This is a genomic window from Parabacteroides sp. AF14-59, assembly GCF_003479515.1.
Lineage (GTDB): Bacteria > Bacteroidota > Bacteroidia > Bacteroidales > Tannerellaceae > Parabacteroides > Parabacteroides faecis.
On record NZ_QUHH01000026.1, the window covers coordinates 78635 to 103248 of the forward strand.

Sequence of the window (24614 nt, forward strand, 5' to 3'; positions counted from 1 at the left end):
TTTTACAGTGATTAAAACGATAAGTTAACTCCGAGACTGATAGTGCGTTGTTGTGGATAGTACTTCGCTGCAAATCCACTAGGAACTTCCGGGTCAATGTTATATTTACTCAGGTTACTCAATGTAAACAGGTTGGTCGCTGAAAGATATACGCGTAATCTCTCCACATTGACTTTCTCCAGTATTTTTCTAGGAATCGTATAGCCTAATGCTAAATTCTTCAAACGCAGATAGGAGACCGACCTCATCCAATAATCCGACGTCCAAAGATTAGATGCTGCTCCTCCTAATCTGGGAACTAAAGCATCGCTATTATTGTCCGTTTCTGTCCACCTTAGCTCATATGTTTGTGCCGTATTGTTACTGCTAACCGAGGTAGAGTATCCTGCTGCACCTTGGAACATCGCAACAAGATCAAAATTCAGATAACTGAAAGACCCTGTAAGGCCATAAAACCAATGAGGCGTATTGCCTTTGCCGATTTCCACCTGATCCTTCCAATCCAAAACATTATCTCCATTCATATCTTTATATTTGACGTCACCGGGACGAAGTGTTTTATTTTCTCCACCCAGTCCAACATAAGAATAAGGCAACGCGTCAATTTCTTCCTGACTGGTAAATAATCCGTCGGATACATATCCGAATACACGATCGGTCCATTGTCCGGATAGTTGCTTTTGACGTTTTTGATCCGGATCGGCATACTCTGCTTCTTCATAGTGATCCCATTTAGCGCGTGCCCACGAAAGGTTAACATTGATGTCGTATTTAAATTCGCCATTATCTTTAGCTGTCCCCAACGACAATTCAAATCCACGGTCATTACTGCTGTTAATATTTTCCAAGGGAGTAACAGCGCCAAATGTACCGGGAACAGATGTTGCCCGGGTAGCCAGAATACCGTCACGTACCCGATAAAAACCATCCACAGATCCGTAAAGTATACGATCCCAAAGCGAGAAGTCCACACCACCATTATATACGTGCATTTTTTCCCATGTCAAGATCGTATTAGCCATTCCCGTCGGAATCAAACAACTGACTAAATCGTCGTCCCATTGGTACAAGCCACCGATGTTATATCCGGACAAATACTGGAAATTTCCATTATAATCGTAACCTGATGAACCATAACCGGCTCTTACTTTCAACAAATCTAACATTGAAATATTAGCCATGAAATTTTCCTTTGAAAGAGTCCATCCGACAGAGACGCTTGGAAAGTATCCCCATCTGTTTCTTTTCGCAAATTTGGCCGAAGCATCAGCCCGCAAAATTGCTTCCACCAAGTATTTGTCTTTATAGCTATAATTGACACGTCCGATTACACTCATTCGTCCCATTTCAGATGCAGAACCTGAGTTATCTTTACCCGTATCTGAGCCGGCAAATAATTGTTCGATGGTGGGTGTTACAAAATCCCTGCGTGATGCCCAAAAGTTATTTCCCGACTGGTCGATACTTTCAAAAAGGGCTAATGCCGTAATATGATGTGTCTGGTTAAACGCACGATCATAGTTTAACGAGTACTGCTGGGTCAATTGCCTGTTAAAATTGACATCTTCTCTCAATTGGGCAGCACTTCTCATCCCTCCTGCCAAGGTATAAAGATCTGCCGCTTGGTTATAAGTATAAAATTGGTATGGTTTCTGAAAGTTCTTACTGTACGATTCCCAATCCCGGTAATTGATCATCGCTTTTGCCGTCAATCCATCGACAAAAGGAACATCATAAACGAGCGTGGCCGTAGTGCGAATATCGCGGTTTTTCGTTAAGACGTAGCCCCATACATCCATATCGGAAGACAAAGCGACACTTCCCACATCGATTCCTCCGTACGCCAGTTTGTTAGGATCAGGCAGCGAAGCCGGATACCAGGGTTTCGTGATATACAAATCCTGCCAGATTATGCCTTCTCCTTGTCCTATTCCCCGACCGGTGAACTTACTTTTGTCATAAATAGCCATTAAATCTATAGACAAGGTAATCCGGTTGGTCACGACAGCATCAATATTGGATTGCAGATTATAACGGGTATAGCTTCCTCCGTTCTTCTTAATCATTGTTTCCTGGTTTTGATAGCCAAAAAGTCCATAATATTTGATCTTTTCGCTACCTCCTCGAATAGAAATATTTTCATTGTTTTGAGGTGCCCAATTTCTAAATACTACGTTGTACCAATCTGTAGATGGATAGGCCGGATCATCGCCTGCAAAGAATTTGGCAACAGCTTCTGCTGTAAACGGGGCAGTGGCTTCCGGTTGTCCGGACTGTAAGTGAGTTTCCCGTTGCATCTGAGCTAATTGTCCCGAACTCGCAGTTTTCGCCAAATTGGTTACACCTTGTAAAGTATAAGAGGCATTAACGGTTATAGTTGGTTTTTGATTGATACCTCGTTTGGTTGTGACCAATACAACGCCATTACCCGCGCGTGAGCCATAGATAGAGGCGGCACCATCTTTCAGAATGGTTATATTTTCGATCTGGTTTACATCGAGATTTTGTAAACTACTTTCAACCCCATCTACAATTATTAAGGGGGATCCAAATCCACGAATATTCAGAGATGCAGCATCGGAACCAGGCATACCTGATGTTTGTTTTGTGATTAAGCCGGGCAACTTACCACTTAACGTGTTGGTCACGTTGCCCACCGGAGCTATTGTCAGCTGTTCTGACTTAACAGAAGAAACGGCACCGGTAAGAGTACTCTTTTTTTGTACACCATACCCTACGACTACTACCTCATCTAATTTTTGAGTATCTTCTTGCAAGATCAACTGCAAAGAAGATTTTCCTTTTACAGGTACTTCCAATTCTATGTAGCCAATGAAACTTACTTGCAACAATGTATTATTATCAACTTCTAAAACAAATTTTCCATCTACATCTGTGATAGTTCCGTTTGTAGAGCCTTTCTCAACGACATTAGCACCGATAATAGGTTCGCCGTTTTGATCAACGATTGTTCCTGAAATCTGTTTCTTTTGTAGGACTACTGTAGCTATTGTTATAGCTTGTTTCTCAAACAAATAAATCTTGTTGTTCTTGATCTCGTAACTCAGATTGGTATCTGTAACGAGTTTGTCTAAAACTAGCGCGACATCAGCATCTTCAACCTGAATACTGACTTTTCTGTCCAGATTGACGATCTGTTTACTATATGCCATGCTGAGTCCTGTTTGCTTGGTAATGGCAGATAAGACTTTTTCTACCTTTACGTTATTAAAGAACATGGATACCTTTTGAGCAGAGGCTTCTGCTGTAAAGGTTAACAAAGAGATGACCAGAAATAAAAATGTTAATTTCATTGTATTCGGGATTTTCTCAATTAATATTAAAAGGTACCTGGATATAAGGCACAAATAATTTTTTTTCATACTTTTGAAATGAATTTATGTATTAGAAATTAATTTGAATTTCGGTACGTTGGATAACCGGAGATGTGGGGACATTTCCGGTTATTTTTTGAATTTGTTATGTTGTGTTGTTCATGTTTGTCTTAATTTAAAGGTTAAACAATATAATAGAATCTCGCCCCTTCCGGAAAAGAGTTGTTTTTTATGGTCTTTATATAATAGACACACGATGAAAAAAAAAGTATGAGTGAGAAAGATGGATTTATTTTATTTTTTTATCTTTACTTTTATAAGTCCTTCTTCTTTAATGAATTGTACAGGCGTTATTTTTTCTAGATCATTTAATATCTGTTCGAGTTGCTGGTTCATGGATATTAATGTGTAGTTGTAGTATAGCGCAGAAGTATCCACTACTTCAAATTCAATATTGTACCAACGGGATAGAGTGGTTATTACTTCAGATAAGGGAGTATTATTGAATATAATCTGATTATTCTTCCAGGCAGAAGTGTGCTCTATGTTTTCCGGGCGGGATATTTTACAAACGCCGCTTTTCCGGTTGTACGTTGCTTTCTCTCCCGGTTTCATATGAGCTAATGAACTGGATTTGTTTGCCAGTACCACTTTCCCTGTTTCCAGAGTAACAAAGATATCCGGATCGGTTGCGTATGCCTTTACATCGAATGTGGTACCCAGTACTTTAACATTGACATCTTTCATATCGACAATGAACGGGCGATCCTTGTTCGGGGAGACCTCGAAGAATGCTTCCCCTTCCAACTCCACTTTACGCTCGGAAAAGCCGAATTTCCGGGGATATTTAATACGTGTTTCGGCATTGAGGGTGGCTCGCGAACCATCCTGGAAGATCAGTTGCATGCGTTCACCTTTAGGTACATATATTTCTTCGTAACCAGAATCGGCGAAAAGATCGATACGTTTATCTATGTACCAGAATTGCCCGAGGAACAACAGTAATGGAATGAGAATGGCGGCTGCACGGAAAATGATCCGTTTTCTTTGTTGCAGGTGGATTTTCTTCATGATGAACCGGTACATTTCGTCTGTAGGAATGGACCGTTCTGCATACAGTTCTTCGTTGCCGGGCTGTATCTTTTCCATATCTTCATCCATTAGCGACGACAAATATCGGGAGCCTTCGGGAGTGGAGAACCAGCGGATTACCTGGCGTGCTTCTTCCGGAGTGGCGGTATTGTCGAGTGTTCTGTCGATGATATGTTTATCTGGTGTTTTCATTTTCTTATTCCTGTTTTCTTAATTGACACATAACTGGACTGTTGGTATGAGTCTCTATTATTCTTTTTTCTTTTTCAGGAGAAAAAGGAGGAGAGTAATAGGATTAACAACTTCTCGAAATGTTCCCTGAGCAGTTTGATGGCCTGAGAATAATGGGTTTTGACTGTCGGTATCGATATCTGCATTTTTTCAGCAATCTCCTGATTGGATAATCCTTTTTTCAGTTTGTACAGACAGACGGCTCTCTTCTGTTCCGGCAGGTCGCCGATAGCCCGGTATAACTGTTCGTTCATTTCTTTTTCTTCCAGTCTCTCCAGTATTTCGTTTTCATACTCGATTGTCTCTTGTGCCAGTTCATAATTTTTTTCTAACGCACTATAGTTATTCCTGATCTCATTCAACAGATAGTTTTTCAACATGGTGTACAGGTAATTTCTTAGGTTGATCTGAATGTTGAGAAGTGTACGCGACTCCCAAAGTTTCAGGAATATTTGCTGGACGGCATCTTTGGCGGTATCGTTATCCTTTAAATATTTGAAAGCAACGACATAAAGCAATTTATGATACCGTTCATAGATCGTAGTAAAGGCCCTCTCATTTCCTTTTTGCAAAAGAATAAGTAACTCGTCATCGGTTTGCCCGGATATGGAGAGGAACCGCTTGTGCATATAATAGTATCTCTTTTAGATTTTATGCAAATATAACTTTAATACGAAACTTTCCAATCACTAAACTCTAAACTTAATTGTTCCCACTGTTCTTTTTTAACGGTTTCTTCCCGTTCTTCCTGCGGGTTTGAAACAGAAAGGCCGAGTAGCCGGATCGGGTTTGTTTCGTAATCGACTTCTTTCAGCAGTTGCTTGGCAAGAGGGAGGATCTCGTTTAAAGTAGTCAGTTCGCGAGATTGGGTAATACTTTTTGTTTTTAAGGTGAAATCGTGGAATTTAATCTTTAATGTCAGTGTGTTTCCTTTGAATCCTGTTCGTTGCAGGCGGCCGATCAGTTCGGTCGCTACATGGTAAAGTTCGATAATGACGGACGACTGGCGGGAAATATCTTTTTCCAGCGTATGTTCGCATCCTACGGATTTACGGATACGTATGGCTTCTACCGGGCGCAGGTCTATTCCACGGGAACATTCATAATACAGGATACCTGCTTTCCCAAACTGACGGGTAAGCATTTCCTGTGAACATTCCCGAAGTTTTTCTCCGTTATGAATACCTAGCGTATGCATCTTTTTGGCAGTGACCGGACCGACCCCCCAAAATGATTCGATCGGTAGCCGGGCGATAAAGTCGAGGGCCTGTGCCGGATGGATCGTACAAAGGCCGTCCGGCTTCCGGTAGTCGGATGCTATTTTTGCCAGGAATTTATTGTAAGATACGCCTGCTGAAGCAACCAGGTTCAACTCCTGTCGTATCCGTTGTTTGATCTCTTTGGCGATATCGACGGCCAAAGGTATTTGCTTTTTGTTTTCAGTGACATCGAGAAATGCTTCATCCAGCGAGAGGGGTTCGATGATATCCGTATATTCATGGAAGATCTCATGGATTTGATGTGACACTTCTTTGTACACACTCATTCTGCCCGGAACAAAGATAAGGTTCGGACATAACCGTTTGGCTTTTTGTGAAGACATGGCGGAACGGACACCGTATTTACGCGCTTCGTAACTGGCAGCGGCGACCACACCTCGTTCTTCCGAATAGCCGACAGCCAACGCTTTTCCACGCAGTTCCGGATTGTCCCGTTGTTCAACCGATGCATAGAATGCATCCATATCTATATGTATGATTTTACGTTCCGTATAACCTCCTTTTCCTAAACAAAGATACGTAAAAGAGAGGAGATACCGTATAGATTTTATCTCTACATATCTTTTGCAACACTAAATAGTAGTCTAAATCCTTCAGACCATTTTTTATGAATCAACCAATCTTGAAAGTTTAAATCGTGATTGTGGTTCTCTAAAACTCAATCCTGCTATATCAAAAGTGTTTCACCCTAATGAAACAACTGTTTCTACAGTAAGAAACAACTGTTTCATTAGGGAGAAACACTTCTTTGTAACTAGCCGCTTAGAGAGTGACTCCGGATTTGAAGATGGCAATTTCCCGGTATCCTTTCCTTTCGTTGCTTATGGAACGTCCTTCGGCAACTTCCAGTATGAATCGGATAAACTGTCCGCTGAGGGTTTCCATTGATTCGCCTTCCACTAACGTTCCGGCATTAAAGTCAATCCAGCCGGGTTTGTTTTCCGATAGAGTGGTGTTTGTCGATATCTTGACAGTAGGGATAAAGGTTCCGAAAGGCGTTCCCCGTCCGGTGGTGAAGAGCACCATGTGGCAACCGGAAGCTGCCAATGCAGTGCTGGCTACCAGGTCGTTGCCCGGGGCGCTTAACAGGTTCAGTCCGCGGGTGGTTAGCCGGTCTCCGTACATGAGGACATCTTTTACTCCGGATTTGCCGGACTTTTGCGTGCATCCTAATGACTTTTCTTCCAGTGTGGAGATCCCTCCGGCTTTATTTCCCGGTGAGGGATTCTCGTAGACCGGCTGCTTGTTCTCCAGAAAATAGGCTTTGAAATCGTTAATCAGACGGACGGTCTTATTGAATAACTCTTCTGTAGCGCAACGGTTCATCAACAATGTTTCCGCACCGAACATCTCCGGGACTTCCGTTAAAACGGTTGTTCCTCCCTGTGCAACCAGGAAGTCGGAGAATACGCCCAGCAACGGATTGGCCGTAATGCCGGAGAAGCCGTCCGAACCACCGCATTTCAGTCCGACGCGCAGTTCGCTCATGGGAATGGCTGTCCGTTTATCGGCCGAGGCGATTGTGTATAATTCCCGCAGGATATTCATTCCTTCTTCGTGTTCATCCTTTACCTTCTGGCAAACCATGAAACGAACGCGTTCGGTATCATATTCTCCCAGAAACTCACGAAAAGCATCCGGTTGGTTGTTTTCACAGCCCAGACCGACGACCAATACAGCACCGGCGTTCGGATGTTTTACCATGTTCCGGAGGATTTTGCGGGTATTCTCATGGTCATCGCCTAGCTGGGAACATCCGTAATTATGCGGGAAAGCTACGATCGCGTCTACGTTTTTTCCTTCCGTTTCTCGTCGGAGAGCTTCTGCCAGCTGGTTAACAATGCCGTTTACGCAACCGACTGTCGGGATGATCCATATCTCATTGCGTATGCCAGCTTCGCCGTTTTTACGCAGGTAGCCGTTAAAGGTTAAGCCTTTGTCGGGAATATGCAATGTCGTATCCTGCGGTTGCCAGGTATAATCCTGTAACCCGTCCAGATTTGTTTTTATATTCTTCTCGTTTATCCAGGTTCCGGTAGGGATATCAGATCGGGCGTGTCCGATAGGGAAACCATATTTAATAATATGATCGCCGGTTACAAAATCTTTCAAAGCCACTTTGTGTCCTGCCGGGATATCTTCCCGGATAATGACTGGACGATCGCCTACTGCTATCTGATCTCCGGTCGATAGTGGTTCTATGGCTACGACGACATTATCGGCCGGATTTATTTGGATATACTTTTTCATCAGAGAATATCTTTTACTACTTCTCTCATACCTTTTGCCTGAATCGCATTCAGGTAATGAATAACCCGTTCTGTCAGTCCGGGAATCCGGTTGAGGTCTTCGCCCCAGATTTCTTTTGCTGCCAAAATGTTTTCAGCCACAGTCCGTGTAGAGTTAGTCGCCCAAAGTTCCTTTATCAGACTTATCGTTTTCGGATCATCGTTGGGGACAATCTCAGTTCCATCTGTACGTTTACCGCCTTTGTAATAGGTGAGGATCGCCGCCAGTCCCAGTACAAGCCCTTCGGGCAAAACACCTTTGCGTTTCAGATATTCTTTCAGTCCGGGCAGGTCGCGTGTCTGGTATTTCGGAAAAGAGTTCAGCATGATAGAAGTGACCTGATGGTCGACAAACGGATTATTGAAGCGGTCCAGTACATCGTTCGCAAACTGTTCCAATTCTGTTTTAGACAGGTTCAGCGTTTCCATCAGTTCCTCAAACATCACTTTCCGTATATATTTTCCGATCACATCATCCTGACAGGCATCCCGTACGATGTCAATTCCGGAAAGGAAAGCGACAGGCGAGAGAACGGTGTGCGGTCCGTTCAGCAAGGTCACTTTTCTTTCGTGATAAGGGGCTTCGGAAGGCACGAACAGCACATTCAATCCGGCCTTGTCTGCAGGAAATTCCTGGGCTATTTCCTGTGGGGCTTCAATCACCCAAAGGTGGAATATTTCGGCTTGTACTACCAGATTGTCGTTATACTGTAATTTCTCTTTGATAGCATCGATCTCTTTTCGCGGGAAACCGGGGACGATACGGTCGACTAAAGTGGCATAAACGCCACAGGCTTCTTCAAACCAATTTCTGAAGTCTTCACCCAATTGCCAGAGGTCGATGTATTGGTAGATTGTCTCTTTTAATTTGTGTCCGTTCAGGAAGATCAGTTCGCAGGGAAAGATGATCAACCCTTTGTTCTTATCTCCGTTGAATGTTTTAAAACGGTGGTAAAGCAATTGTGTCAGTTTACCGGGATAAGAAGAGGCAGGAGCATCATCCGGTTTGCAGGATGGGTCGAAAGCGATACCTGCTTCCGTTGTGTTGGAGATCACGAAACGCATTTCCGGTTGTTCAGCCAGTTGAATGAATGTTTCGAAATCGGTGTAAGGGTTCAGTGAACGACTGATCACGTCGATCAGTTCAAGGCTATTGATCGTTTCTCCTTTGTCCAATCCCTGCAGGTTGACATGGTACAGGTTATCCTGTTTGTTCAGCATGTCGACCATTCCCTTTTCAATGGGCTGGACAACAACAACGCTACTGTTGAAATCCGTTTGGGTATTCATGTTCCGGATGATCCAGTCAACGAATGCCCGGAGAAAATTACCCTCTCCAAATTGTATGATACGTTCCGGCCGGGTAGTGACCGGAACGTTCTGCCTGTTTAATTCTTTCATTTTGTTTTTATCTGTTTACGACGAAATTCCGTATCTGGCATTCCGTTCCTAAAGAATCGGGATTCTTTTCTTTAGAGATACGAAGTACCAGTTTATGAGTTGTATCGTCTAATTCTGTTTCCAGCATATATACCCAGGGGATATAAAGATATTTACTCCATTCGGTAAATGTATCGAGTTTTTTGAACGGGGCACCGTCGATGCTGTATTCAAGGATACCTGCTGTCGGACCGGGGGTACAGAAGATACCGATCGCTTTTCCGGTGAAGTCGAGCGTCAGCTTATCACCCGGACGGGTTGCCTCCAGCATGGGGACATCTACGAAACCTCTTCTCTTTTCATACGTATTATCCGCACGCCAGGAAGGAATGTATTTCCAGCCTTTATTCAGTTTGGCCTCTTTCAGGTCGATGAAGTCGCCACCGTAATAACTGTATGCGTCGAGCGGTTGTTCCGGTATTTCATGGGCTACGACCGGCATGTCAGGAGTGGTCCCTTTCCACATCGTATCGAACAGGTGGTTGATTGCCGCTGCATAGAATTTATGTCCGAACGGTAGCGGGTGGGTTCCGCCGAACTGTTCCCAGGTAAATTCGCCGTCCTGCATCCGTTCGCCTATTTCCTGAACAAGGTTGACAGACGGGATCAGATAGTGGTTTGCCACCCGTTCGTGATTCAATATTACGTCCGGTTGCTGTTTTTTTGCAACCATCGGGATAAACGGGTCATAGATGAAATGCAACATAACGATATCCATTTCCGGATTGCTTAGTAAAGCATGGCGCACTTCGCCTTCCATTCCGCGTACCTGTTCTAACGGGGTGAAATGGTTTGTATGGTCATTCACGGCCGCTTCAACGAACAGCAGATCGATCTTTCCTTTTGACAGGATATCGTTTTGCAGGCGGAAAGATCCCGGTGTGGTTCCGGTAGAACCGATTCCGGCCTCCACAAACTCGAAGGTCGTATAAGGGAAACGTTGTTGCAGTTGTTTTTCGATCATATTCTTCCAGCCGTTCATCTCCGTGATGGAACCGCCCAGGAATGCAACACGTGCTTTACGTTCTTTCTCAAACTTGACAAACGAGTTCTGCAGGCTGCCGCGCACGTTGTAATGCAGATATTTCTCATATTCCGGCTGATGGCGGAGAATGAAGTCCACGACCGGTTCCGGATTTTCCAGGCTATGTGGGTGATGGTCTACTCCCGGTTTGATGATCACTTCTACCGGACCGCCCAGTGCCAGGTAACGAGAACGTACTATGTCCATATTCTCTTTGAACGGAACTACCTTGTCGGCATCTCCACAAACGCTGATGATTGGAATACCGGCTTTTGCCAACGGTTCCAGGTTATCGACCGGGTTGCCTTTGAACGAATTCATATCTTCGTCTGTCAGGTTCCATTCTTTCAGCAGGTCATTCCATAACTCTGCATTTTTCCTTCCCGGCCAACTGAAAACGTTACAAACCGGAGCATCTATATAAATGCAGGCGATTTTATCCGTATTTTTACTTGCCCAGTTCAATGCATATAAACCGCCACGGCTGAATCCTTCCAGAGTTACCTTCGGAGAAAGTCCGTAATATTCTTTCATATATTGATAAAACTCTGTACCGAGTGCCACTGCACGCGGGTTTCCGTAACAATGTGTCACATCATAATAGGCCACATGAAATCCTTTTTCCAGCAAAGCTTTGTCTACACTGGGAAATGCGTTGAAGAAAGCCGGACGCCATATCCACGGGTTACCTTTGGCAGCCTGTTTAGGCACTACTACGATCGCATCACGTCCTTTAAACCGGAAATCATAGCGGTCGCATCCGTTCCATTCGCTCTTGAGCCCGGGGAAAGCCTGCATCTGATGAGATGTATCTTTACCCGTGATCGCTTTGTAAACGGTTGCGGCAATTTTATGTGCACCGGTTGGATCGGGATGGACATTATCCGGAAAATGTTCCTGCATGCCATTTAATGCCGTATGCAAATCAATGATCGGTAGTTTATTTCTTTTCGCCACCTGTTCGATCACAGGAATAACACCGGCAGCAATGATACTGTCATTGATACTCGCATTGCTGACATAGGCTTTGGGAGGGTAACAGAGATAGATTTTCGGTTTTGAAGGGATTGCCTTAAACGCATTGATCATTGTCTGGATATCTCCGGGAAGTCCGGCCTTGTATTTCCAGTTGAATGATTTGGAGTCGTTTGTTCCCAGTTTGATCACAACGATGTCGGGATTATAACTGAGGGCGTCTTTGAACATTTGTTCCTTCATGTAAGGATAATCTCCTTTCATTAGCATGGTACGGGCACTGAAACCGAAGTTGCGCACCTCATAGTCTTTCCCGAGCATTTGTCCGAGTACTGACGGATAACTGTCGCGGTCACGGTTGGCTATCCCGGCTCCGAATGTAATACTGTTTCCTACACATGCCACCCGAATTACTTCAGCGGCTTCCTGCGCCCAGCCGTTCAGGCTGACGATCAGAAATAATACGATTAGATTGATTAGCTTTTTCATTGTAACTTATCTCGATTCTTGATTTATATCTGTCAAATATGGTAAAAGCCTTTACATAACTTTTACAACAAAGTTTTTTTCATATCAAATTGTAATTCCGCGAAGGTAATTATTTTTTTAATATGTCAGAACTTTACAAGAATACGAAATATTTTACCCGGGTCGGCACTCCATTTCTGCATGGCGGCAAAGGCCTCTTCCGGTGTTACTATTTGAGATATCAAATCCTCCCGTGGACAACTGTCTTGCTGAAGATAGCGGACTACAGCCCTGAAATCTTCCGGTAGTGCGTTGCGTGAACCCCGGATATCCAATTCTTTCTGTACAAAATATTTAGTCTGAAAGGTTACTTCGCTTTTAGCATAGCCGATACATACTACTCGTCCGGTAAAAGCGACTTCATTTACAGCCATTATATAAGTAGCAGGACTGCCTACAGCTTCGATGACTACATCTGGTCCCAGACCCTCTGTTATTTCCAGCAAACGTTCATGTATATTTTCTGTCTGTGAATTGATGGTATAACGGGCACCGATACGTTTGGCCAGTTCCAGCTTCTCGTCGTCCAGGTCCATGGCAATCACTGTCGCTCCCCTTAAAGCAGCACGCACGATCGCCCCGCAACCGATCATGCCACAGCCGATGACCAGCACGGTATCGATGTCGGTGACCTGTCCGCGTGAGACTGCATGAAATCCTACACTCATCGGTTCGATCAGGGCACAGTCGCGAGGTGAAATACCGGGAGCCGGAATGACCTTCTGCCAGGGTAGTGCAAGATATTCTCCCATGGCCCCATTACGTTGTACGCCGAAAGTCTCGTTGTGCTCGCAGGCATTTACCCGTCCGTTGCGGCAGGCAGCACATTTTCCGCAATTCGTGTAAGGATTGACTGTCACGCTCATGCCCGGTTCGAATCCGCCAGGAACCCCGGGACCTACGCTTTCGATCACTGCTCCGACCTCGTGACCGGGAATGACCGGAAGCTTTACCATCGGGTTACGTCCCAGGAAGGTGTTCAGGTCGGAGCCGCAAAAACCAACAAATTTAATTTTCAGGAGGACTTCACCGCTCTTTGCCTCCGGCTTCGGTATGTCGACTACCTGTAATACTGCGGGAGCGGGAATTTGTATTGCTTTCATATACATTATATATATTATAAATTAATCGACAACTTTATAGCCTTTCCATCCGTAGTAAGCACAGAAAAGAAAGCAAACCAGCGGAATCAGATAAGCGATATAATAGACTGCTTCGAAATGATGCATCACATAAGCTGTCAACTGCGGCAGACAGGCATTCCCGACAATTGCCATCACCAGGAAGGCCGAACCGCTCTTGGTATTATCGCCCAGCCCTTTCAAAGCCAGTGAGAACTGTGTCGGATACATGATCGACATAAAAAACGATACGGCCAGCATCGCGTATAATCCGACCATGCCGCCACATAAAGCGATCACTCCGCAAAGTACGACATTGAGCAGTGCATAAACCAGTAACATATCCTGTGGCCGGAAGCGGACCATCAACAGGGTGCCGATCCACCGTCCCAGCAGGAAAGCCAGCATATACAGGCCGAAAAAAGTAGTAGCAACCGACTCCGATAATCCCGCATAACTACAGCAGTAAACCAGAAAAAGACTGTTGATCGCTGTCTGTCCTCCGTTATAAAAGAATTGTGCGATTACTCCCCAGCGCAGATGTGAGCGTTTCAGTACGCCGAAGTCGATTAGTTTTCCCTCTTTCTCCCCTTGATGCTCCTCATCCTGTATACGGGGGAGTTTCGAGACAATGAAAACAACTGCAATGATCAGTAATAAAAGTGCTAAGATAAGGTAAGGCTGTTTCATCGAGTCCGTCTCAAATTGAATGTAAGCATTCCAACCGCCGGGATAATCGATAGGGAGGGTTTCGCGGGTGTAATGATTTCCGCTTAAAACCAGTTTGCTGAGGAACATGGCAGAGATAAAGGCTCCTAATCCATTGAACGACTGTGCCAGGTTTAACCGTCTGGGGGCCGTTTCCGGATTTCCCAGTACCGTTACATATGGGTTGGCTGCCGTTTCCAGAAAACACATACCTGTTGCGATGATGAAGAAGATACTTAGATAGGCCCAGTATTCCTTTAATATGGCGGCCGGGAAGAATAGTAATCCTCCGAAAGCAGCCAGAAGCAGTCCGAAAACGATTCCTGCCTTGTAGCTGTAACGTTTCATGAACATGGCGATCGGGATCGGGAAGATGAAGTAAGCCAGCCAGTAAGCCGTTTCGGTAAATGACGCCTCGAACGGGTTCAGTTCGCAGGTTTTCATCAGCTGCCGGATCATGGTCGGCAGCAGGTTGCTGCTGATCGCCCACAAGAAGAAAAGGCTGAATATCAGAGCCAGAGGCAGTGCGTAATTTCTTTGTTTCATAATATATCGTATTAGGGTGTGTTTATTCGGACATATTTTTGATATAAGGTAATTCGATAAGTTCTCTGAATCCGTAGAAAGAGGCGGCATTTTCTCCCAGGAAGCGGTCTTTCTCCGATTCAGACAGTTCATTGGTTTTCAGGATAAAATCGTACGACATCCTGTAAGTAATAGCCGTGATCGTGCGGGGATAGTCGGATCCCCACATCAGTTTATCCATACCTACCCGATCAGCAGCTTCGCGTATCGCTTTAACGGCGCCGGGGAAAGGATAAAATTCGTCGTTGAACAACCAGGTAATACTGCCGGATTCGATACGGACGTTCGGGTAGCGGGCCAGGCTGATCTGCGCCAACCAGTTCGGCCGGGTAACCATACCGAAATGTCCGATCGCAATTTTTAATCCGGGGCATTCCTGTATCACCTCTTCCAGTTCACCGGTCTGGCTGTCGCCATCAGCCAGGTCGATGGAGAGGATCATATCGTTGTTTTCCATAAAACGAAACATTTCCATCATTTCGTCACTATTCAGGTAGATTCGTCCTTCTTTAAGCAGGAGGCGCTGTGCCGGAATCTTGATTGCCCTGAACCCGTGTGCTGCCAGTTCACGTGCCTGTGCAGCATAGCCGGGGCGACGAAATTCGCAGAGGCCGCAAACAAAGAACCGGTCGGGATACCGATTGGCAACCTCCAGTAAATAATCATTTTGCATGCCGTCGATAAACTCTTGTGTGATAACGGCAGCCGAAACCTGTGCATAGTCCATGTTCGACAGAAATATTTCTGCCGTATTCCTGCCGTCGATGATAAAGGGAGGGATCATCTGCCGTATTTCGCCCATGAAGAGTGAACGTCCGTTGGCAAGTGTCCGTACCGGCATTCCATCGACTACAGTGTCCTGTTGAAGCCAAAGATGCGAATGGGCATCTATAATCTTTCTGTTCATGAGTTACTCCAGCTTATACGTTTCTGGTCGCCGATAATCTCCTGTACTTCGTGAACCAGCTCCCAGTCGATCGGTTCTTCTATATATTGGATATTTTTCCGGACGTTATCCGGGTTTGCCGAACTGAACAGGGTTGTTGCGATTCTCGGATTGCTTACGGAGTATTGCATAGCCAGCTTTTCAATCGGATAACCTTTTGAAGCGCAGTGCTGCACCGCTTTTTGGCAGGCTTTAACCAATGCCGCCGGTGCCGGATGCCAGTCGGGAACACCCCGTTGTGACAATAATCCCATGGAAAGGGGGGAGGCATTGATGATGCCGATCTGTTTCGATTCGAAATAATCGAAATAGTCGGCCAGCTTATCGTCGTTCAGGCAATAGTGGCAGAAATTGAGTATAGTCTCTACCGTTCCTTCCGGCACACGGTCGACTACCCATTGCAGGTTTTCCAGTTGCAGGTCGGTGATACCGACGTGTTTCACTATCCCTTTTTCACGTAGCTCCACCAATGCGGGTAATGTTTCGTTTACCACCTGGTTGAGGTCGGCAAATTCGATGTCGTGAACGTTAATCAGGTCTATGTAGTCCAAGTGCAGGCGTTCCATACTTTCGTAAATGCTTTCGGTGGCCCGCCGGGCAGAATAATCCCAGGTGTTCACACCGTCTTTACCGTAACGCCCTACTTTAGTCGACAGCAGGAAATGGTCGCGCGGAATATCTTTCAACGCTTTTCCTAATACTGTCTCCGCCTTGTAATGCCCATAATAAGGAGAAACGTCGATAAAGTTCATCCCGTTTTCAATGGCAGTGAATACAGCTTTGATACTTTCCGCTTCACGGGTTTCGTGAAATACGCTTCCCAGGGAGGATGCTCCAAAACTTAGTACGGGAACTTTCATCCCGGTTTTTCCGCAATATGAGTACTTCATGGTTTAAATAGATTGAGTTTGCAATAGTCCAAAAGTATAGCTTTTATGTATTGATTATAACCGTTTTGTACATAAAAATCTACGCAAAGGTTTGCGTGGCAGATCCTGTCGGATCGTTATTATCCCGCTATGAGTATTGCATATCACAGTTGCGTTTCTTTTGTTTCACTATTGGATTCCTTTTGTTTCACAGATGGATTTCTTTTGTATCACAGCTGTGATACGAATAAAGAATCGGGTATAAACGGCTCGATGTCGGTATACGATAGCATCTATCTCGGAGGTAATCGCTTGTATCTGCCGGAAAAAATATATATTTGTCGGACCTAATCGGATTTGTGATGCCTAAGAAAAGACACATATCATTGAAAGACCTGGCGAAAGAACTGGGTGTTTCCGTTTCTACCGTATCCCGTGCGTTGAACGACAGTTACGAGATCGGTCCCGAGATGAGGGAACGTGTGAAGGCGCTTGCCGAAGAATGGAATTATCGTCCGAACCCGTTTGCCCTTAGCCTGCTGAAAAATACGCCGCGTATTATCGGCATTATCGTGCCTGATATTGTCACTCATTTCTATTCATCGATCATCAGCGGCATCAATGACGTGGCGCGTAAGAACGAGTATTCCGTCATTATTACTTCCTCCTATGAACAATACGAACAGGAAGTGCATTGTGTGGAGGACCTGGTGAATATGCGGGTGGAGGGGATATTGGCCTGTCTATCTCAGGAAACGACCGATTACTCTCATTTCCTTTCTTTGGAAGATATGGATATCCCGCTGGTCTTTTTCGACCGTGTCTGCCTGACGAATACGATCCCTTCGGTTGTTGCCGATAATAAGGAGTCAGCGCGGGTGGCTACCTGCCACCTGTTGGAGTCGGGTTCGAAACGGGTGGCTTTCCTGGGTGGTTCCGATCATTTGGCGATTGTCCAACAACGCCGTGACGGGTATGTAGAAGCTTTGAAAGAATATGGCTTACCGGTGGAGGATGACCTGATTGTTTGTAAAAAGATGACTTATGAGGAAGGACGGGAAGGATGTAACCGGTTACTCTCGTTACCGCAACCGCCGGATGCTATTCTGGCAATGAATGACACACTGGCTTTTGCTGCCATGAAAGAGATCAAAAAACACCAGCTCTGTATCCCTGCCGATATTGCCCTGATCGGATACACCGACGAGCTTCACTCCAACTATGTGGAACCGGCCCTGACAGCCGTTACCCATCAGACCTATAAGATGGGGGAGGAATGCTGTAACCTGCTTCTCAAACAGATCAAAAAACGGGAGAAGCCCCGGCAGATTGTCGTTCCTACCCATTTATCAGTACGGGAAACTTCCCGGAAGAATATGAACACAGTCGGTATTCCCTCATCCCTCGTTTGAAGCGCCTTGGTTCTGCTTCTCAAAGTCTTTCGGTGTCATCCCGAACTGCTTCAGGAATATCTTACTGAAATAGGAAGGAGAGTTGATGCCGACCAGATAACAAATTTCCCCGATCCGGTGCTTGCCGTCGAGTATCAGTTCTGCCGCTTTCTTCAGGCGGATGAGGCGGATAAAGTCGTTGGGTGACAGTCCGGACAGAACCTTTATCTTACGCAACAGGCTGGAACGGCTCAGGAATAATATTTCTGCCAGTTTCTCTACGCCGAAGTTCTCATCCGTGATATTTTCGTGAATAATAGCGATAATCCGGTCCATAAATTCTTTATCGGCCTTGTTCATCTGCATATTATTGACCGGGAAGAACGGACGTTTGGAGAAAGCCTCGCGTTCTTTTTGACGGTTGTTCAGGAGGGAGAATATCTGTGTCGCCAGGTAATTGAATGAGAATGGTTTCTCTACATAGGCTTCCGCACCCAGGCGCAGGCCGGTGATCTTGCTGTCGAGGTCATTCTTGGCTGTCAGGAATATGACCGGGATATGGCTGAGTTCAATGTCCGCTTTCATCTCTTTGCACAGTTCGAGACCGTTCATGACGGGCATCATAATGTCGCTGACGACAATATCTATATGATGTTCGCGCAAGATTTCAAGTGCCGCCTTTCCGTCTGGAGCAGTTTCCGTGATGAACAGTTCCTGTAACTTTTCGGAAAGGAACGAACGCATGGTTTCGTTGTCTTCTACGAGCAGGAGCGTATAGTTCCGGCCTTCGGCATTGACGGTAGTACCTTCTTCAGGGAAAATAAATTCTTCCTGAATAACGGCGCTTTCCTGTTGCCGGACTTTTTCCTGGACAAGAGGCAGTGTCAGTACAAATGAATTACCGTTAACTTCGGTATCGAGCCAGAGCTTTCCGGAATGGAGCATGGCGAGCGAGCGGGCTAACGGCAGACCGATACCGGCACCGGTCGATGCTCCCTCTTTCTTATTGATCTGATAGAAAGGTTCGAATATCTGCTGGCTGAGTTCGGCCGGTATCCGGTTCCCGTCGCTGGTGACACGGATACTGAAGGTCGTTTCTTCCTGCCGCAGTTCGATCCGGATCGTATGGGCTGAATATTTCAGGGCATTGTTTAGCAGGTTGCTCAATATCTTGGTGACGGCTTCCTGGTCGATGGCTGCCGTGATTTCTTCTTCGGGAATATCGACGGATAATACCTTATCCTGTTGTAGGATGGTTGGTTCGAAGCGTAAGATCGTATCTTTCAGCAACGTCGTGACGTTCACCCAGGCAAAATCCATTTTGAACTTATTGGCGCCGACTTTCCGGAAGTCCAGCAACTGCCCGGTCAGTTCGAGCAGGCGTTTGGTGTTCTGGGCAATTACGGTTAGGTTACGTGTGATCTTGCTGTCCTGGATATTCATATCGAGGATTGTCTCCAGCGGTCCGTTGATCAGTGTCAAAGGGGTGCGTACCTCATGGGCGATCTCGGTAAAAAACTCCACTTTGGCTTCGTAGAGTTCCTTTTCTTTGGCTATTTCGAAAAGTTTCTGCTTTTCTTCCATCTGCCGTTCCTTACGCCGTTTGTACCAACGGAACCATCCGTATACCAGGCATAATACCAGTATCGTATAGACGAAATAGGCCCAGGTAGATAACCACCAGGGGGGCAGGATAGTGATGCGGAGCGATGTGGCCGATTGACTGTCCGCCCCTTCATCCTGCGTCGCCTTGACATGGAAGATATAATTGCCCGGAGGAAGTTTGGCATAGGATATATTCTGATTGCTGTTCGACTTTACCCAATTATGGTCCAGTGGTTCCATCTTATAGAAGCATTCCTCGCTGCGTGCCGACGAATAGGATGGTATAGCCACGTCGAAACTGATGTTCGACTGGTCGTAGGGCAATACGATCCGGTTCGTATGCAGGATACTTTTACTCAACGGCGAGCGAGGGGTATGCACTGTTACTTCCTTATTATATATGCTGAATTTAGTAATATAAACCGGCGATATGAAATCGCTCTGCTGGTCATCGTCCGGATTGAAGGCGATCAGTCCGTCGATCGTCCCGAAGTAGAATTTCCCGTTGCTAGCCTTCACTCCCGAATTGTAGTTGAACTGGTTGCCGATCAGTCCGTCCTGTACGGTAAATACACGGATATCACCGGTCTCCGGTTTAAATTTCACCAGCCCCTGGTTGGTACCGAACCAGAAATTGTGATTTTTATCTTCCAGTATTTTATAAGCTACATCATCAGGTAATCCCTGTTCTTTGGAGAAGGTGGTGAAATTATCGTCGGCTTCATTATACCGGCAGATGCCACCCCGGTCGGTAGAGAACCATATCTGCCCTTTGCTGTCCTCCATAACGGAACTGACGGAATTTGAACTCAGGCTGTTTGCATCTTTCGAGTCGTTAAAGTATTTCTTGAACGAGTTGTCTTCCGGTGTGTATTTCCATACGCCGCTTCCCATGGAAGCAAGCCATATCCGTCCTTTTTTATCTTCCTTCATACATACGATCCAGTCGAGCCCTATTTCCGGTATCCGGGTAAAAACCGAAGAACCGGCCTCTGCTCTGGATAGTCCCCATGCATTCCCGACCCAAAGGCGTCCCTTGCTGTCGATCAGCTGGGAATAGACGCTTTCTTCATCGAGATTTAATTGCTGGTGGGTGTAGTGTTTGATCGAATGGTCGGATATGTTAATAATGTCCAGCCCGTATTTGAATAAGCCGCAGTATACTTTCCCGTCGTGGATGCTCAGGGATTGAGTCATGAGATGGTTCTTCCTGTCGGAAGCCGGATAGTCGATCTGCGTTACTTCGCCGGTTGCCGGATTCAGAATATTGATGCCGTTATCTTCCGTTCCGATCCATATATTACCGTCGGGAGCTTCCGCAATCTCACGGATACGCCGCGTATTGAGCGATTTTTCCGAACTGGAAGGTACATATTTCTCAAACAACAGTTTATGATTCGGCAGGTAGTTGACACCCCCGAACTTAGTACCGAGCCAAATCCCGCCTTCCCTGTCTTTATGAATGCAGAAAATGATATTATCAGAGAGGCTGTAGGAATGCATCAGGTCTTCTTTCAGATGAATCACCTCTTTGTTCTCTTCATCGACAATGAACAGGCCGGCGTGTGAGCAGACCCAAAGTCTTTTCTTATCAAAACAAACTACATCACGTAATATCGTATGATGCACGCCCGGTGCTTTCACTGTTTGCAGGACGTTGGTAGCCGGATTGTACTTTTTCAGTTCGCCGTCATGGACTGCCAGGGCGATCCAGTCACCATATTCGCACATGGCGAAGATATGTTCTCCCATCAGGGTATTACCCTCTTTGTCGGTATGGTATTGGGTGAATGAATCCGTTTTCGGGTCGTAACGGAAGATGCCGACTCCTGTTGTCCCGATCCACACTTCTCCGTTTTCTCTTACACAAATGGCTCCGGGGCTTTCCCGCTTGATATTGTCTTTATTGGTGATGGCATAATAATATAATTTCTCGTCTTTATAACGGAATGCACCCTGGTCAGGGATCAGTATCCAGATATTCCCTTCGTGGTCGGAAGTGATTTTAGCTACCCAGTTGAACATTTTCTCTCCATTCTCTGCTTCCATGTCAATGAAAGAGAATATGTCGTGGACCGGATCATAGATATATACGCCCCGGTCGGTGCCCACCCATAACTTCTTATTTTCATCTTCGAAAAGGGCGGATATATTGTGATTGCTTGTCCCTGCAATATAATCGTCGCAATTGATCGTACGGATAGAGGTTCCGTCATAGCGGTTCAGTCCGTTCTTCGTACCGAACCACATAAAGCCGTAACTGTCTTGCAATATTACTTTTACCTGACTTTCTGATAAACCGTCTTCACTTGAAATATGTGAAAAGTAATAATTGAATGGCTTTCTGTTTGCGGCATATAGCCCGGACAGACAGAAAATCATTAGCAGAAGGTATAGAATAGATTTTCTCATAAAGACAGCCTGTAATGTGTTGTGTGTTTTCTTCATACAAAGATGATGAAAAAAAACATAGCACCCAACTCTCTATGAAATCATTTCCTGATTATATTCTCGTATTACTGTATGTTTCCAATTAAATGTAAATAATCGTGTATTCGCACACACAATATGCTTTGTAATTAAAAAAAATGATATATATTTGCCGCAAATCATGAAAAACCAGTAAGAAATGAGCACATTAGGCAATGTTGGTCAGAAAATGACCCAGTACAGATGGACGATCTGTGCGATGTTGTTCTTTGCGACAACAGTAAATTATCTCGACCGTCAGGTCTTATCACTAACCTGGGATGAATTTATCAAACCCGAATTTCATTGGAACGAATCTCATTACGGTACGATCACATCTGTATTTTCTATTGTATACGCTATTTGTATGCTTTTTGCCGGTCGCTTTATCGACTGGATGGGTACAAAAAAAGGATACCTCTGGTCGATCGGTGTCTGGTCGGTGGGTGCCTGCATGCACGCGTTATGTGGTGTTGTAACGGAACATTATGTAGGAATGAACAGTGCGGCCGAGCTGATCGGCGCAACGGGTGATGTAGTTGTTGTACTGGCGACTGTCAGTATGTATTGCTTCCTGGTTGCCCGCTGTGTGCTGGCCTTGGGTGAAGCCGGAAACTTCCCGGCAGCAATTAAGGTAACAGCCGAATATTTTCCGAAGAAAGACCGTGCTTACGCGACCTCTATATTCAACGCCGGTGCTTCTATCGGTGCCTTGATCGCTCCGCTCAGTATTCCGCCGTTGGCTAAATGGCTGGGATGGGAAATGGCTTTTATCGTGATCGGTGCGCTTGGTTTTATCTGGATGGGAATGTGGGTGTTCATGTACACCACTCCCGAAAAGAGTAAACATGTGAATGCAGCCGAATTGGCTTATATCGAACAGGATAAGGATGAAGACGGCGGAATTGCAAAAACAGAAGAAGAGGAGAAAAAGATCGGTTTCTGGCAATGTTTCAGTTATAAGCAGACCTGGTCGTTCATTGTCGGTAAATTCATGACGGATGGTGTATGGTGGTTCTTCCTGTTCTGGACTCCTTCTTATCTGAATACACAGTTCGGGATCAAGACTTCCGATCCGTTGGGAATGGCATTGATCTTTACGTTATATGCGATTACGATGCTCTCTATTTACGGGGGTAAACTTCCGACTATATTTATCAACCGTACAGGTATGAATCCGTATGCTGCCCGTATGAAAGCGATGCTGATCTTCGCTTTCTTCCCATTGGTCGTATTGTTGGCGCAGCCGTTAGGTACTATTTCTCCCTGGTTCCCGGTAATTTTGATCGGTATCGGCGGTGCGGCTCACCAGTCCTGGTCTGCCAATATTTTCTCTACGGTAGGCGATATGTTCCCGAAATCTGCTATTGCCAGTATTACCGGTATCGGTGGTATGGCAGGCGGTGTAGGTTCGATGATCCTGCAGAAAGTGGCAGGTAACCTGTTTGTCTATGCTGATGAAACTCACATGACGTTTATGGGATTTGAAGGAAAACCGGCCGGATATTTTATTATCTTCTGCGTATGTTCTGTTGCTTATCTGATCGGATGGGTGGCTATGAAGGCGTTGGTTCCGAAATATAAGGTGATTACGTTGGAGTAATTAAAGATAAAATAAGTATTAAAAATAATAGCGAACGTAGATGATACAAGTCTGCGTTCGCTTTTTGTTTTTAGCATTATAAGAATGCTGCCGCCTTACTGAATATATTGTTGAACTCCCGGTTTACGAGTGTCTGGTCGATCTTTGCCCGGAAAGGGAACGGTATCTGATGCGAATAAGAGAAAGGAAAATCCAGTTCTTCCAGTATTTTGTCGGATGCTTTACCCAATGCCTTGATCACTCCGTTTGTAGGCATGACGACATCCTTCTTCAATGAGATCGCTTTGATCCGGTTACACGCTTTCTGGAAAAAGGATTCGCGGTATTCCTGCAGAACATCCGGACGTATCATAGCCTTGAATGCCTGTTCGAGAAAATCATTCCTGAACGAAGTCGGTAAAGAACGGTTTTCCAGAAAGTCATGACGATAAAAGCGTTGCAGGCTGTCGAATGCATCCTTGTCCATAATATCGCGTGCGTTACCATCCATCTCGCTGAAAATGGAACCTCCGCAGAACATGAACAGGCGGGTATCGTTGAACATTTTCTCCGGATTACTCAGTAATAATACCTGCGACAGCAAAGCGCCGATGGAATAGGCAAACAGATTAATGGAAGTGTCTTCTTTGAATAGAGGATGTCTTCCGCTCTTGATCTCATAGACCAGTTGCCAGAGGTTATACACCGATTCGCGCCCTGAAGCATAGAAACGCAGCGGATTTATCGACAGTCTGCTGCTCAACGTAACATTGGCGAAAGTGGAATTTACCAGGTTGTCTATTTCCTGTTTCCGTTTACCGACCCAGGGTAACACGGTTCGCGGATTGCACCAGCTGCCCGGTGTCCGGTTCATGTGGAAAGCGATCGGGAAAAGTATGACCGGCTTTCCGGTCGACTCGGTCAGATATTCGGCCCAGGTCAGGTATTTTTCCCAGGTTCGTTCGTTCAGTCCGTGTAGGAGGATAATGGCTTTGTCGCGCTTCTCTTTTCCGGAAGGAGCGAATACGGTATAATTGAATATTTTATTTTCCTGGATATGGTCGTCGGTGACGGAACAGAATTCTGTCGTGGCGAGCTCTTTCTGGAATTCGTTAATTTCGCTGGCACCTATTGTCTGCGTAAAA

General features: G+C 45.4%; 15 protein-coding genes. 2 read left to right on the forward strand and 13 right to left on the reverse strand.

Annotated features, from left to right (window positions below; all coding sequences use genetic code 11):
• Positions 1 to 11: 11 nt before the first annotated feature.
• The 11 genes from DWW23_RS21665 to DWW23_RS21715 form a co-directional block, all read right to left on the reverse strand.
• The gene (locus DWW23_RS21665; protein ID WP_158583228.1) at positions 12 to 3314 is read right to left on the reverse strand and encodes a TonB-dependent receptor; all 3303 of its coding nucleotides are present in this window, start codon (positions 3312 to 3314) and stop codon (positions 12 to 14) included.
• A 315-nt stretch (positions 3315 to 3629) separates the two neighbouring features.
• Complete coding sequence (locus DWW23_RS21670) at positions 3630 to 4619, reverse strand: FecR family protein (protein ID WP_122356095.1); 990 nt, start codon at positions 4617 to 4619, stop codon at positions 3630 to 3632.
• Positions 4620 to 4693: 74 nt separating this feature from the next.
• Positions 4694 to 5287: an RNA polymerase sigma factor gene (locus DWW23_RS21675; protein WP_122356097.1), complete on the reverse strand. Its 594-nt coding sequence runs from the start codon at positions 5285 to 5287 to the stop codon at positions 4694 to 4696.
• 38 nt (positions 5288 to 5325) lie between these two features.
• Positions 5326 to 6480: a DNA polymerase IV gene (gene dinB / locus DWW23_RS21680; RefSeq protein ID WP_255419619.1), complete on the reverse strand. Its 1155-nt coding sequence runs from the start codon at positions 6478 to 6480 to the stop codon at positions 5326 to 5328.
• Positions 6481 to 6700: 220 nt separating this feature from the next.
• Entirely contained in the window at positions 6701 to 8188 is a 1488-nt protein-coding gene (locus DWW23_RS21685; RefSeq protein WP_122356101.1) for a UxaA family hydrolase, read from the reverse strand.
• Entirely contained in the window at positions 8188 to 9627 is a 1440-nt protein-coding gene (locus tag DWW23_RS21690) for a tagaturonate reductase (protein WP_122356103.1), read from the reverse strand. The genes DWW23_RS21685 and DWW23_RS21690 overlap by 1 nt, the downstream gene beginning before the upstream one ends.
• A gap of 7 nt (positions 9628 to 9634) precedes the next feature.
• On the reverse strand, positions 9635 to 12154 hold the full coding sequence (locus DWW23_RS21695; RefSeq protein ID WP_122356105.1) for a GDSL-type esterase/lipase family protein: 2520 nt from the start codon (positions 12152 to 12154) through the stop codon (positions 9635 to 9637).
• Positions 12155 to 12279: 125 nt separating this feature from the next.
• Complete coding sequence (locus DWW23_RS21700) at positions 12280 to 13296, reverse strand: zinc-binding alcohol dehydrogenase family protein (RefSeq protein ID WP_122356130.1); 1017 nt, start codon at positions 13294 to 13296, stop codon at positions 12280 to 12282.
• A 21-nt stretch (positions 13297 to 13317) separates the two neighbouring features.
• Entirely contained in the window at positions 13318 to 14568 is a 1251-nt protein-coding gene (gene fucP, locus DWW23_RS21705; RefSeq protein ID WP_122356108.1) for an L-fucose:H+ symporter permease, read from the reverse strand.
• 22 nt (positions 14569 to 14590) lie between these two features.
• Positions 14591 to 15514 carry an amidohydrolase gene (locus tag DWW23_RS21710; protein WP_122356110.1) on the reverse strand — a complete coding sequence of 308 codons (924 nt, stop codon included), beginning with the start codon at positions 15512 to 15514 and terminating at the stop codon, positions 14591 to 14593.
• Positions 15511 to 16443 (reverse strand): aldo/keto reductase, encoded by a 933-nt coding sequence (locus DWW23_RS21715; protein WP_122356112.1) that lies wholly within the window; start codon positions 16441 to 16443, stop codon positions 15511 to 15513. The genes DWW23_RS21710 and DWW23_RS21715 overlap by 4 nt, the downstream gene beginning before the upstream one ends.
• A gap of 317 nt (positions 16444 to 16760) precedes the next feature.
• On the opposite strand from DWW23_RS21715, the gene DWW23_RS21720 reads away from it, so the two are divergent.
• Positions 16761 to 17834 carry a LacI family DNA-binding transcriptional regulator gene (locus tag DWW23_RS21720; protein ID WP_262410112.1) on the forward strand — a complete coding sequence of 358 codons (1074 nt, stop codon included), beginning with the start codon at positions 16761 to 16763 and terminating at the stop codon, positions 17832 to 17834.
• On the opposite strand, the gene DWW23_RS21725 is transcribed toward DWW23_RS21720, so the two are convergent.
• Positions 17820 to 21830 (reverse strand): hybrid sensor histidine kinase/response regulator transcription factor, encoded by a 4011-nt coding sequence (locus DWW23_RS21725; RefSeq protein ID WP_187576768.1) that lies wholly within the window; start codon positions 21828 to 21830, stop codon positions 17820 to 17822. The genes DWW23_RS21720 and DWW23_RS21725 overlap by 15 nt on opposite strands.
• Before the next feature lie 247 nt (positions 21831 to 22077).
• Between DWW23_RS21725 and DWW23_RS21730 the strand changes: the two genes are divergently transcribed.
• The gene (locus tag DWW23_RS21730; protein ID WP_187576771.1) at positions 22078 to 23490 is read left to right on the forward strand and encodes an MFS transporter; all 1413 of its coding nucleotides are present in this window, start codon (positions 22078 to 22080) and stop codon (positions 23488 to 23490) included.
• Between the two features lie 76 nt (positions 23491 to 23566).
• Here DWW23_RS21730 and DWW23_RS21735 read toward each other — a convergent pair.
• A partial coding sequence (locus DWW23_RS21735) for a DUF6051 family protein (protein WP_122356118.1) occupies positions 23567 to 24614 on the reverse strand: 1048 nt, incomplete at its 5' end.